11 protein-coding genes and 1 pseudogene are annotated in these 12,037 nt (G+C 75.3%); 9 read left to right on the top strand and 3 right to left on the bottom strand.

The window, feature by feature from the left end; all coding sequences use genetic code 11:
• Positions 1-39: 39 nt before the first annotated feature.
• The 6 genes from KIK08_RS19345 (at position 40) to nudC (ending at position 6,620) form a co-directional block, all read left to right on the top strand.
• Entirely contained in the window at positions 40-327 is a 288-nt protein-coding gene (locus tag KIK08_RS19345) for a hypothetical protein (protein WP_214404600.1), read from the top strand.
• Between the two features lie 46 nt (positions 328-373).
• On the top strand, positions 374-1,654 hold the full coding sequence (locus KIK08_RS19340; RefSeq protein WP_214404599.1) for an aldehyde dehydrogenase family protein: 1,281 nt from the start codon (positions 374-376) through the stop codon (positions 1,652-1,654).
• 126 nt (positions 1,655-1,780) lie between these two features.
• The gene (locus KIK08_RS19335) at positions 1,781-2,884 is read left to right on the top strand and encodes a hypothetical protein (protein ID WP_250557344.1); all 1,104 of its coding nucleotides are present in this window, start codon (positions 1,781-1,783) and stop codon (positions 2,882-2,884) included.
• A 9-nt stretch (positions 2,885-2,893) separates the two neighbouring features.
• Positions 2,894-4,267, top strand: a complete 1,374-nt coding sequence (locus tag KIK08_RS19330; RefSeq protein WP_214404598.1) for a M16 family metallopeptidase — start codon at positions 2,894-2,896, stop codon at positions 4,265-4,267.
• Entirely contained in the window at positions 4,264-5,652 is a 1,389-nt protein-coding gene (locus KIK08_RS19325; RefSeq protein ID WP_214404597.1) for a M16 family metallopeptidase, read from the top strand. The genes KIK08_RS19330 and KIK08_RS19325 overlap by 4 nt, the downstream gene beginning before the upstream one ends.
• Positions 5,649-6,620, top strand: a complete 972-nt coding sequence (gene nudC, locus KIK08_RS19320) for an NAD(+) diphosphatase (RefSeq protein WP_214404596.1) — start codon at positions 5,649-5,651, stop codon at positions 6,618-6,620. Before KIK08_RS19325 ends, nudC begins: the two co-directional genes overlap by 4 nt.
• A gap of 74 nt (positions 6,621-6,694) precedes the next feature.
• Here nudC and KIK08_RS19315 read toward each other — a convergent pair whose 3' ends face one another.
• Entirely contained in the window at positions 6,695-6,949 is a 255-nt protein-coding gene (locus KIK08_RS19315) for a mycoredoxin (RefSeq protein WP_214404595.1), read from the bottom strand.
• Positions 6,950-6,998: 49 nt separating this feature from the next.
• On the opposite strand from KIK08_RS19315, the gene KIK08_RS19310 reads away from it, so the two are divergent.
• From KIK08_RS19310 to KIK08_RS19300, 3 genes are all read left to right on the top strand, one after another.
• Positions 6,999-9,071: an ATP-dependent DNA helicase UvrD2 gene (locus KIK08_RS19310; protein WP_214404594.1), complete on the top strand. Its 2,073-nt coding sequence runs from the start codon at positions 6,999-7,001 to the stop codon at positions 9,069-9,071.
• Positions 9,072-9,193: 122 nt separating this feature from the next.
• Complete coding sequence (locus KIK08_RS19305) at positions 9,194-9,406, top strand: hypothetical protein (RefSeq protein ID WP_214404593.1); 213 nt, start codon at positions 9,194-9,196, stop codon at positions 9,404-9,406.
• Between the two features lie 99 nt (positions 9,407-9,505).
• Positions 9,506-9,880: a WhiB family transcriptional regulator gene (locus tag KIK08_RS19300; protein WP_308257738.1), complete on the top strand. Its 375-nt coding sequence runs from the start codon at positions 9,506-9,508 to the stop codon at positions 9,878-9,880.
• Positions 9,881-10,363: 483 nt separating this feature from the next.
• Here the strand turns inward: KIK08_RS19300 and KIK08_RS19295 are convergent, their stop codons facing one another.
• Positions 10,364-11,704, bottom strand: coding sequence for an ABC1 kinase family protein (locus KIK08_RS19295; RefSeq protein ID WP_214404592.1), 1,341 nt, complete (start codon positions 11,702-11,704; stop codon positions 10,364-10,366).
• 135 nt (positions 11,705-11,839) lie between these two features.
• Positions 11,840-12,037, bottom strand: a pseudogene (locus tag KIK08_RS19290) (hypothetical protein); the annotation flags it as partial.

Raw genomic sequence — 12,037 nt, 5'->3', positions numbered from 1 at the left:
CACCCCAGGTGCACGTTCCCCGATCGCCCTGGAGTCGTGATGCGCCGCCGTGTCCTGCCCGCCGTGCTGACTGTCGTGGCGCTCGTGCTGATCGGCATGGCGTCCTACCTGGCCGCGAACGCGGTGCTGCTGCCCGACCCGGTGGTCGTGCAGACGGCCGCGCTGCCGGCGGAGGCGGCCGTCGAGCCCGTCGCCGCCGCGCCGGAGGTCGACGCCGCCCTCCCCGGCTCGTTCGGGGTCGCCTTCGTGGTGTTCGGCTCGGTCCTGGTGCTGGCCGTGGCGACGTGGGCCGCCCGCGGCCTGCGGCCCGCCGGCGTGCGCACCTGACGCATCCCGGGCGCGGGCGCCGGCTCCGGCGTGGCAACCTGGCCCCGTGAGCACGAGTACCGCCGCCCCCACCGGCCCCGACGCCACCTCGGCGGACGCCACCGCCGTCCGGGAGTCCGCGCTGCGCGCCGCGGCCGCGGCCCCCGCCGTCCGGGCGGCGGGTGGTGCGGCGATCGACGCCGCCCTGCGCGGCGCGGCCGCCCTGTTGCGCGAGCGCGCGTCGGAGCTGCTGGAGGTCAACGCCGCCGACGTCACCGCGGCCGAGGCCGGCGGGATGGCGCAGGGCCTGCTCGACCGGCTCCGGCTCACCCCCGAGCGCCTCGCCGACATCGCCCACCAGCTGGAGGTCCTGGCCGACACGCCGGAACCGCAGACCCAGCGCTTCGTGCGCTCCCTGCCCAGCGGTGAGCGGGTGTTCGAGCGGCGGGTGCCGGTCGGGGTGATCGGCGCGGTGTTCGAGGCCCGGCCGAACGTGACAGTGGACGTCGCCTCGCAGGTGCTCAAGGCGCGCAGCGCAGCCGTGCTACGCACCGGGTCGGCTGCGCTCGGGTCGGCCCGCGCGCTGGTGGAGCGGGTGCTCGGGCCGGCCCTGGAGGCCGCCGGCGTCCCGGCGGCCGCCGTGCAGCTCGTGCCGACCCCGGGTCACGCCGGCGCCGAGGCCCTCGTCGGGCTGCCCGCCCTGGTCCCGCTCGTGGTCGTGCGGGGCAGCGGGGAGGTCACCCGCAAGCTGTCGGCGCTCGGTGCCGCCGCCGGCACCCGCGTGCTCGCCCACGCCGACGGCGGCGGCGTGCTCTACCTCGACTCCAGCGCCGAGCCCGCGCTGGTCGAGCGGCTGGTCGACGAGGGGACCGATCGCCTCGGCGTCTGCAACCGGCTCAACCTGCTGCTGATCGACCGCCCCGCCTACGACCGGCTCTGGCCGGTGGCCGAGCGGGCGCTGCGGGCCCGGTCGATCACGCCGAGCCTGCCCCCGCACGGGCACGCCCTCGGCCACGAGTGGGCGCTCGACTCCGGCTCGGAGGCGCACGTCACGGTCGCGGCCGTGGACGGGCCGATCGACGCGGCGCACACAGCGGCGCGGGAGACGTCCGGCCTGGCCGCCACCGTGTGCGCGGCCGACGAGGGCGCGGCCACGGCGTTCATCGACGCCTACACCGGCACGGGGGTGTTCTGGAACGCCACCACCCGGCTGCTGGACGGCTACAAGCTGCTCGGCCTGCCCGAGACCGGCATCAACGTCGACCACACGCCGGGCCCGCGCGGCCCGGTCACCTACCCCGACCTCTCGCTGCGCCAGTTCGTGGTGCTGCCGGCCGAGCGGGGATAGCGGCGCGACGCGGGCGCGGCGCCGACTCCCTAGCCCCGAACGGCCGAACGGCGGCGTGGTGACCCGCAACCGGAGCCGGGGGGATACCCGATACCGCGCTGGACCGGGCGGGGGAATCATGAGCGCATGGTGACCGCCGCCGACCGCCCCGCGACCTGGGACCTGTTCCGCAGCTCGGGCGAACCCCGACCGACCACGTCCCTGCGCGCCGACGCCGTCACCACCGCGCTCGGCGTCTGGTTCACCCTCGGGCTGTTCGTCGACGCCTACGCGCACGCCAACCTGCCCGGTCTGGAGACCTTCTTCACACCGTGGCACGCGGTGTTCTACAGCGGCTTCGCGGCCGTCGCGCTGTGGATCCTGTGGCTGGTGTGGGGGCACGTCCGCGAGGGTCGGCGCGGGCTGTCGGCCGTCCCGCTGGGTTACGGGGCCAGCGCCATCGCGCTGCCGGTGTTCGCGGTGTCCGGCGGGATCGACCTCGTCTGGCACGAGGTGATCGGCATCGAGACCACCACCGACATCTTCTTCAGCCCGAGCCACCTGGGCCTGGTCGTGTCGATGATCGTCATCCTGACCAGCCCGCTGCGCGCGGCGTGGGCCCGCCACGCGACCGGGTCGCGCCCGCCGCTGGCCGCCGTGCTGCCCGCCGTGCTCACCCTCTCCTTCGCCGCCAGCCTGGTGCTGCTGTTCCTCACCTACGGCAACGCGCTGACGTTCGGCTCGAGCGCGATCGTCGAGATCCTCTCCGACACCGACCGGGCATCGCGGCTCGCGGCCAGCATCGTGATCACCACCGTGGTGCTGGTCGCGCCGCTGCTGCTGGTGGCCCGGCGCTGGTCGCTGCCGCGCGGCACCGCCACCATCGTGCTCGCGGTCTGCGCGGTGATCTCCGCGGTGCTCACCGGCTTCGAGGCCAACGAGATCGCCGCGGCGGCCGTGGCCGCCGGCGTGCTGATCGACGTGCTGGCCGTGGTGCTGCGCCCGAGCGGCGAGCGCCGCGCCGCGTTCTGGCTGTTCGGCTTCCTCGCCCCGGTGCTGGTCTGGGCGGTCTACCTGCTGGTCGCCTCGGTCACCGTCGGACAGCTGCCGCTGGTCACCGAGTTCTGGACCGGTATGCCGCTGGTCGCGGGGCTGGTCGGGTGGGCGCTCGCGGCACTGCTGCTGCCGAACGCCCAGGCGCCGGTCCGCGCCGCCGCGCCCAGCGAGCCGAAGGGCAGGGCCGCCGTCTAGATTCGGCGGGTGTCTGTCGAACCCCCTGCCCGGGAGATCCACCGGGTGACCCTGGCCAACGGACTCCGCGTCCTGGTCGTGCCCGACCCGTCGACGCCGGTCGTCGGCGTCGCGGTGCACGTCGACGTGGGGTTCCGGTCCGAACCGCAGGGACGCACGGGCTTCGCGCACCTGTTCGAGCACCTGATGTTCCAGGGCAGCGAGAGCCTGGAGAAGCTGGCCCACTTCCGGCTGGTGCAGAGCTCGGGCGGGATGTTCAACGGTTCCACCCACCAGGACTACACCGACTACTTCCAGGTGCTCCCCGGTGCCGCGCTGGAGCGCGCGCTCTTCCTGGAGGCCGACCGGCTGCGCGCCCCCCGGCTGACCGAGGAGAACCTGCGCAACCAGGTGGACGTGGTCAAGGAGGAGATCCGGCTCAACGTGCTGAACCGGCCCTACGGCGGGTTCCCGTGGATCCTGCTGCCGCCGGTCCTCTACGACACCTTCCCGAACGCGCACAACGGCTACGGCGACTTCACCGAGCTGGAGCAAGCCACCGTCGACGACGCCGCCGCCTTCTTCGACACGTACTACGCCCCGGGCAACGCGCAGCTCACGGTGGCGGGCTCGGTCGACGTGGACGCTGCGCTGGCCCTGATCGAGAAGCACTTCGGCGACATCCCCGCGCGCCCGACGCCGCGACGGCCCTCGTTCGCCGAGCCGGTCCCCGGGTCCGAGCGCCGCCGGTCCGTGCCGGACGCGCAGGCGCCGCTGCCCGCGCTGGCCCTGGGCTACCGGCTGCCCGACCCGGGCGCCGACCTCGATGGCTACCTCGGCCACGCGCTGCTGGGCTCCGTGCTCGGTGACGGCGAGGCGGCCCGGCTGCAGCGCCGCCTGGTGCACGCCGACAGCCTCGTCACCGACGTCTCCGCGGGGGCGGGGCTGCTCGGCCCGCTGGACGCGCGCGACCCGGATACCTTCACGATCACCGCCATGCACCCGGTCGGCGTCGACCCCGACCGCGTGCTCGCCGCCGTCGACGAGGAACTCGACCAGCTGGCCTCTGCCGGGCCGACGGTCGAGGAGCTCAGCCGGCAGGTGGCCCGCTGGTCGGCGGCGCTGCACCAGGAGAACGACCGGGTCATGAACCGGATGCTCGGCCTGGGCGCGCGCGAGCTGCTCTACGGCCGGGCCGAGATCAGCGACGAGCTGCCGGCCCGGTTGGCCGCGATCACCCCGGACCAGGTGCGGGACGCGGCCGCGGCGCTGCGCGGCGCGGGGCGCGGGGTGCTGCTGATCGAGCCGTCCGCCCAGCAGTGGGACCCGGCCGAACCGACGACCGAGACCGCCGCCCCGGAGATCGTCGATCCGGTGGGCGCGGCAGCGGGGGAGCAGGCATGACCGTCACGACCCACCGCAGCGCCGAGGAGATCGGGCGCACGCCGCTCGGTCCGCGCCCGCTGCCCGACCTCGGCGAGACCCGCTCGGTGCCGCTGCCCGACGTCGTCGAGCGCGTGCTCGGCTCCGGCCTGCGGGTGCTGGCCGCGCACCGGCCCGGCGTGCCGATGGTCGAACTGCGGCTGCGCGTGCCGTTCGCCGACCCGGGCACCGGGGTCGCGGGCGCGCCCGGCCACCCCGCGGTGGCCGAGCTGCTGTCGTCCACGCTGCTCACCGGCACGACCACGCGCGATCGCGTGACGATCGACGACGAGCTGGCCGCCGTCGGCGCCGACCTCAGCGTCTCGGTCGACCCGGAGCGGCTGGTCGCCATCGGCTCGGGCCTGGCCGAGGGTCTGCCCGGGATGCTGGCCGTGCTCGGCGACGTGCTCGTCGGCGCCACCCACCCCGACGCCGAGGTCGCCCGCGAACGCGAGCGGCTGGTCGACCGGATCACCGTGTTCCGCTCGCAGCCCCGCTCGATCGCCCGCGAGGCGCTGCAGCGCAGGCGCTTCGGCGACCACCCGATCACCCGCGAGGTGCCGCTGGCCGAGGACATCGCCGCGGTCACCGCCGAGCAGGTCCGGGCGCTGCAGGCCGCCGCAATGGTGCCCCGCGGGGCGATCCTCACCCTGGTCGGCGCGATCGACCCGGAGACCGCCATCGCGCAGGTCGAGGACGCGCTGGGCGGCTGGGCCTCCGCGTCCGCGGCCCACGAGCTGGCCCCGCCGCCGGCGCTGGTGCCCGCCGACCTGCTGCTCGTGCACCGGCCCGGCTCGGTGCAGTCGCAGCTGCGGCTCACCGCCCCCGCGCTGCGCCGCCAGGACCCCCGCTACGCCGCGCTGCAGCTGGCCAACCTGGTCTTCGGCGGCTACTTCTCGTCGCGCTGGATGGAGAACATCCGCGAGGACAAGGGCTACACCTACGGCGCGCACTCCGGGTCGGAGTTCGTGCCCGGCGGGGCGGTGCTCGGAGTGGAGACCGACGTCGCCAGCGACGTCACCGCCGCCGCGCTCCTGGAGACCCGCTACGAGCTCGGCCGGATGACCGCGGTCCCGCCCACCGCCGCCGAGGTCGAGGCGGCCCGGGCCTACGCCATCGGGTCGCTGCTGATCTCGCTGGACACCCAGGGCGCGCTGGCCTCCACGCTGTCCGGGCTGGCCGCCGAGGGCATCGGCGTGGAGTGGCTGCGCGGCGCCCCGGCCAGGCTGCAGGCGGTCACCGTCGAGCAGGTCGCCGGGGCGGCCCTGGAGTTCTTCGCGCCGACCCGGTTCACCGGTGTCGTCGTGGGCGACGTCGACGCCATCGGGCCGGGGGTGCGCGCGCTCGGCGGGGTGACCGGGCCGTGACCGAGCTCGGCGAGGCGCCGCTCGCGCAGCCGCCGGCGTCCGGGTTCGTCCTGCTCGACTCGCCCGTGCTGTCCCGCTCGGCGGTGCGGCGCGACGAGCCGCTGCGCACCGACGCGGCCCGCCAGGCGAGCGGCTGGTCGTCGGCGCGGCTCGTCGTCGTCGACGAGCGGGGGCGCACCCCGGTGGAGTGGGTCGGCGAGACCGCGACCCTGACCACCCGACCGACCGACGGCGACCGCCCCCCGGCCGATGCGGTGCTGCTCGGCGAGGCCGACGGCGTCGCCTACTGGGCGGTGAGTGGCGCGCCCGACTCCGCCGCGGGCGACGACCCGGCGCGCTGGCAGGACCTGCGCATGGTCGGCGCGGCGCTCGACCCGCTCGGCGCCGGTCTGCTGACCACCGCCGTGGCCGTGCTCACCTGGCACGGGCAGTCGCGGTTCTGCGCGCGCGACGGCTCGCCGACGCGGCCCGGCAACGCGGGCTGGCACCGCACCTGCGAGGCCGCGGGCCACGAGGAGTACCCGCGCACCGACCCCGCCGTCATCTGCCTGGTGCACGACGGCGCCGACCGCGTCCTGCTGGCCCGCGGGCCGGTGTGGCCGGCCGGGCGGTTCTCCGTGCTCGCCGGGTTCGTCGAGGCCGGGGAGTCGCTGGAGGCGTGCGTGCAGCGCGAGATCCTCGAGGAGGTCGGGATCACCGTCCGCGACGTGCGCTACCTGGGCAGCCAGGCCTGGCCGTTCCCGCGGTCGCTGATGGTCGGGTTCCACGCGCTGGCCGACCCGGACGAGCCGCTGGTGCCCGCCGACGGCGAGATCGCCGAGGCGCGCTGGGTCACGCGCGCGGAGCTGCGGACCGCCCTGGAGATCGGCGACTGGGCCGGGCGCCCCGGTGAGGAGCGGCCCCTGCTGCTGCCCGGGCGGGTCAGCATCGCCCGCAGCATGCTCGACTCCTGGGCCGCGCTCGGCTGAGCGCGCACACCCCGTGGTCGCGGTGCACAGGTCCTGACGTGTGCGCCGCGACCATCCGGTGTGCCGGGGTCGGATCAGGCGGCGTCGAGGCGCGCCCTGACCTCGGCCAGCGACGGGTTGGTGGCGGTCGAGTCGTCCGGGAAGCGGATCACCGGGACCGTCTGGTTGCCGCCGTTCACGCCCTCGACGAACTTGGCGGCCTCGGCGTCGCGCTCGATGTCGACCTCCTGGTAGGAGATCCCGGCCTGCTCCATCTGGACCTTCAGCCGGCGGCAGTAGCCGCACCAGGTCGTCGAGTACATCGTCACTTGGGGGGTGGGCGAAGACATGCCACCTTCAACCCCGTCGCGGCCCCGGCTCTTCCCGGGCGGTGTCAGGATGGCCCCCGTGCGCCCCGACACCGAGCCCGCTGGAATCGACGCTGCGTCCGGCCTCGACGAGGAGCAGCTGGCCGCCGTCACCGCTCCCCGCGGACCGCTGTGCGTGCTGGCCGGGGCCGGCACGGGCAAGACCCGCACCATCACCCGCCGGATCGCCCGGCTGGTCGCCACCGGGCACGTCGCGCCGGGGCAGGTGCTCGCGGTCACGTTCACCGCGCGGGCGGCGGGCGAGATGCGCACCCGGCTGCGGCTGCTGGGGGTCAGCGGCGTGCAGGCCCGCACGTTCCACGCCGCGGCGCTGCGCCAGCTGCGGTACTTCTGGCCGCGGGTCGTCGGCGGCGAGCGCTGGCAGCTGCTGGAGGGCAAGCTGCGGATCGTCGGGCAGGCGGCGGCCAGGGTGAGCGCCGGCACCGACGCGGCGTCGCTGCGCGACTTCGCCGGCGAGATCGAGTGGGCCAAGTCGAGCCTGGTGACCCCGGAGCGCTACCCCGCCGAGGTCGCCGCCCGCCACCGCGACACCCCCGGCCCGGCCGAGCAGGTCGCGGCCGTCTACGCCGGCTACGAGGCCCTCAAGAACGGCGCCGAGCTGCTCGACTTCGACGACCTCCTGCTGCACACGGCGGCGGCGCTGGAGGAGCACGGCGGGGTCGCCGAGGAGTTCCGCGACCGCTACCGCTGCTTCGTCGTCGACGAGTACCAGGACGTGACGCCCCTGCAGCAGCGGCTGCTGGACGCCTGGCTCGGCGAGCGCGACGACCTCACCGTCGTCGGCGACGCCAACCAGACGATCTACACATTTGCCGGCGCCACCCCCCGCCACCTGCTGGAGTTCGGCCGCCGGTTCCCGGAGGCGACGATCGTGCGGCTGCAGCGCGACTACCGCTCCACCCCGCAGGTCGTCGCCGCGGCCAACAAGCTGATCAACGCGGCCCGCCGGCGCCCGGCCGGCAGCAGGCTCACGCTGATCGGGCAGCAGCCCCCCGGCCCGGAGCCCGACTTCGCCGAGTACGACGACGAGCCGGCCGAGGCGCTCGCCGTGGCCCGGCAGATCCGGCGCATCGTCGCCGACGGCACGCCGCCCGCCGAGATCGCCGTGCTGTTCCGGATCAACGCCCAGTCCGAGGCCTACGAGCAGGCACTCACCGAGGCGGGCGTGCCGTACCAGGTGCGCGGCGGCGAGCGGTTCTTCTCCCGGCCGGAGGTCCGTCGGGCGATGTCGCTCATCCGCACCGCAGGCGAGGTCGACGCCCCGCTCGTCGAGGCGGTGCGCGCGATCCTGGCCCCGGTCGGGCTCACCCCGGAACCGCCGGGCGGCGCGGCCCAGCGCGCCCAGTGGGAGTCGCTGCTCGCTCTGGTCGAGCTGGCCGAGGAGCTGCTGGTGGTGGAACCGGAGGCCGACCTGCGCCGGTTCGCCGCCGAGCTGGGGACCCGGGCCGACTCCGCGCACCCGCCCGCCGTGCAGGGCGTCACGCTGGCCTCGCTGCACGCCGCGAAGGGCCTGGAGTGGGACGTGGTGTTCCTGGTCGGCCTGGTCGACGGCACCCTGCCCATCCAGCACGCCGACGGCGACGAGGCCGCCGTCGAGGAGGAGCGCCGGCTGCTCTACGTCGGCATCACCCGCGCCCGCCGCAGGCTGTCGCTGTCCTGGTCGCTGGCCCGCCAGCCCGGCAGCCCGCGGCGTCGCCGGCGCAGCCGGTTCCTGCACGGGCTGATCCCCGAGCACCACCCGGCGTCCAGGGTGGCCGCCGAGCCAGCCCGTGGCGGGCCGAAGCCGCGCTGCCGGGTCTGCGGCTCGCCGCTGTTCGGGGCCGACGCCACCAAGCTGCGCCGGTGCTCGGGCTGCCCGTCCGATGTGGACGTCGAGCTGCTCGACCGGCTGCGCGGGTGGCGCAGCGAACAGGCCCGCGAGCAGAACGTCCCGGCCTTCGTGATCTTCACGGACGCGACGCTGACGGCGATCGCCGAGCAGCGCCCCTCCGACCCGGGCTCGCTCGTCGGGATCCCCGGCATCGGGGCCCGCAAGCTGAACCGGTACGGCGACGCCGTGCTCGCCCTGATCGCCGACGGGTAGTTGACTGGAGAAACTTCCGCTAAATCAGTTGTGCGGTCGCCGACACAGTCCCTAACGTAGCTGTCGACGGACCGGCGACCGCCCGTCTCTTGTCACGACCAGACCCGGAAGGGGTGCCTCGGATGAAGCTCACGTACCAGACCCAGCCGCACGGCACCCGTCTGTCCTTCGCCGGGGTCCTCGGTGTCGCCGGGACGTCCAAGCCGCTCGCGCAGGGCGTGCGCGCGTGGCGGCTGCGTCCGATGGGGATCTCCATCCCCGGCGCGACCCAGGTGGATCACAGCTCGACCGAAAACTGCACACGTGTGTCCAGAGTGGAGCATCGCCATACCTAGGCGACAGCCACTGGCTCTCAAGACCGAGGCCGCGGACCCACATCGGGATCCGCGGCCTTTTTGTTTGTCCTGCCTGACCCCATCTCTCAGGAGGTAGAAGTGCTAGTCAGATCAGTCCCGTTGGACGGCGGGGCGATCACCGAGCCGTTCGGCGGGGACACCACCGTCGGTTTGGGAACCCTGCTCGACGCGGCACCCCGCGCCGGGCTGGACCTGCCGTGCCGGTCCGGTGACGCCGACCTCTGGTTCGCCGAGACCCCCGCCGACCTCGAGCGCGCCAAGGCGCTGTGCGGTGGCTGTCCCATCCGGGCCGAGTGCCTGGCCGGGGCCGTGCGCCGGGCGGAGCCCTGGGGAGTCTGGGGCGGCGAGATCTTCGAGCGCGGGACCGTGATCCCGCGCAAGCGGCCGCGGGGACGGCCGAGCAAGGCGGACCTGGCCCGCGACCGGGCCTTCGCCGCGGCCCAGTCCGCCTGACCGAACCAGCGCCCCACCGCGGGCCGACGACAGGAGAGACCGACGTGACCAACCCGCAGAGCTACCTCGCCGCACCCCGACCCATCGTTCGCGACCGAGAGGGAACCGCGATGTTGCTCCACGAAGCACTGGCACGATCTCGACAGCAAGACGCGATGGAGGCGGCCCGGCGCTACGCCGTGGCCCGCCCCCTGGCCGCGGGCCGCACGTGGTCCCGGCTCGCCCGCTTCGCCGCTCGGCGCGCCGCCTCCGCGCGTGCTGCTGCCGGCGTGGCGCCGCTCGAGTAGGCCGCGACGGGCCACGGCCCGACGCCTTCGAGCGGGTACCGCGGCGCTGACCGAGCGCCGCCCCCGACGGCTGCCCCGGAAGACTCGCTACCGGCCGGGGCAGCCGTCGGCGACCCGGCGTGCCGTCCGGACCGACGCGGTCCGGGCGGCACGCGGCGTTCCCGGGGTGTCGGGTCCGATCGCGCCCGCGCCCGGGTCAGCCGCGCTGCCCGGCCGACTCGCCCTCCTCGTCGAAGATCCACGGCTGCCAGCGCCGGACGATCCCGCGCAGCGGCACGTCGGCGTCGAGCTGGCAGAGCACCCCGAGGGTGCCCATCGTCACGCGGTGGATCAGCAGGTGCTGCGGGGGCAGGTTGAGCTCGCGGCTGATCTGGAAGTGCGGGCCGCGCAGGTCGCCAAGGCGCTCGGCCTGCTTCTGCAGCCAGGCCCGGTCGAAGCGGAACGTCTCGGTGCGCAGCGGCTCGGTGAACGGCGCCAGGTACGCCATCACCTCGTCGGCCCGCACGTCCGAGCCGGGCCGCACGAAGTGCTCCCGGCGCAGCAGCTCCAGCAGGTCGGCCTCGCGGTCCTCCAGGGCCATGCGCACCATCATCGACAGCGGTCGGGGGAGCCCGTCCGGGAGCCGGGCCACGGCGCCGTAGTCGAGGACGAGCAGCCGCCCGTCGTCCATGACCTGGAAGTTGCCCGGGTGCGGGTCGGCGTGCAGCAGGCCGACCCGGGCCGGGCTGGAGTAGAGGAACTCGGCGAGCAGGGCGGCCGCGGCCTCGCGCTCGGGCTGCGTGCCCGAGCGGATCACGTCGGACAGCTTCCGCCCGCCGACCCACTCGCTGATCATCGCCTTGGGCGCGGAGGCGAATACCCTCGGCACCTTGACCCGCTCGTCGCCGTCGAACGCCTCGGCGAAGACGCGCTGGTTGGCGGCCTCGTCGCGGTAGTCGAGCTCCTCCTCCATGCGGTCGCGCAGCTCGGCGACCAGCGGCTTGAGCTCCAGGCCCGGGGCGAGCGGCTGCATGAGCCGGGTCATGCGGGAGAGCTGGCGCAGGTCGGAGCGCAGGGCCTCCTCGGCCCCCGGGTACTGCACCTTGACCGCCACCACCCGGCCGTCGTGCCAGACGCCGCGGTGCACCTGGCCGATGCTGGCCGCCGCGGCCGGCGTCTCGTCGAAGTCGGCGAAGCGCTCCCGCCAGCCGCGCCCGAACTGCTCGGCCAGCATCCGGTGCACCTCGGCGGTGGGCATCGGGGGCGCGGCCGTCTGCAGCTTGACCAGCGACTCGCGGAACGGGGCCGCGTACTCGTCGGGGATGGCCGCCTCGAACACGCTCAGGGCCTGGCCGAACTTCATCGCCCCGCCCTTGAGCTCGCCGAGCACCGCGAACAGCTGCTCGGCGCTGCGCGCCATCATCTGGGCCGAGATCTGGTCGCCGTCGCCACCGGCCAGCCGCCGGCCCCAGCCCGCGGCGGCACGGCCGGCCATCCCGAGCGGGAGGCTGGCGAGCTTGGCCGTGCGGGCCGCGGTGCGGCGGGGGATGTCGGTCAAAGCGGCTCCTCGCGTGCGCTCGGACAAGGCGGGCCGGGCGGACACCCGACACCGTCCCCATGATTGTCCCTCTCGTGCGGGGTGCACGCATGCAACTTGGCGGTGGCCCGCCCCACGGCGGCGCCGGGCGGCCGGTCACCCCGGGGCCCCGGACAAGGCCCGCCGGCCGGCCGCCCCGCAGCCGCAGTCGGGGTGCGGGGGCCACTGCCGCCTGCGCAGCGTGCCCGCCGAGGGCTCCACCTCGAGGGTGGCGTCCAGGGTGGGCGGCGCGTCCCCGCCACCGGCCGAGCCCTCCAGCGCGACCAGCGCCTGCGCGGTGGCCAGGGCCGCGGT

The organism is Pseudonocardia lacus (assembly GCF_018531445.1).
Taxonomy (GTDB): domain Bacteria; phylum Actinomycetota; class Actinomycetes; order Mycobacteriales; family Pseudonocardiaceae; genus Pseudonocardia; species Pseudonocardia lacus.
Note: the sequence above shows the minus strand (reverse complement) of the source record. Positions and strands in the feature narration are given on the sequence as shown.

What these genes read in the sequence shown, in the direction of transcription:
- KIK08_RS19345 (WP_214404600.1), top strand. Translation starts at nt 40, where the DNA reads ATGCGCCGCCGTGTCCTGCCCGCCGTGCTGACTGTCGTGGCGCTCGTG.
- KIK08_RS19335 (WP_250557344.1), top strand. Translation starts at nt 1,781, where the DNA reads ATGGTGACCGCCGCCGACCGCCCCGCGACCTGGGACCTGTTCCGCAGC.
- KIK08_RS19325 (WP_214404597.1), top strand. Translation starts at nt 4,264, where the DNA reads ATGACCGTCACGACCCACCGCAGCGCCGAGGAGATCGGGCGCACGCCG.
- KIK08_RS19315 (WP_214404595.1), bottom strand. Translation starts at nt 6,949, where the DNA reads ATGTCTTCGCCCACCCCCCAAGTGACGATGTACTCGACGACCTGGTGC.
- KIK08_RS19310 (WP_214404594.1), top strand. Translation starts at nt 6,999, where the DNA reads ATGGCCCCCGTGCGCCCCGACACCGAGCCCGCTGGAATCGACGCTGCG.
- KIK08_RS19305 (WP_214404593.1), top strand. Translation starts at nt 9,194, where the DNA reads ATGAAGCTCACGTACCAGACCCAGCCGCACGGCACCCGTCTGTCCTTC.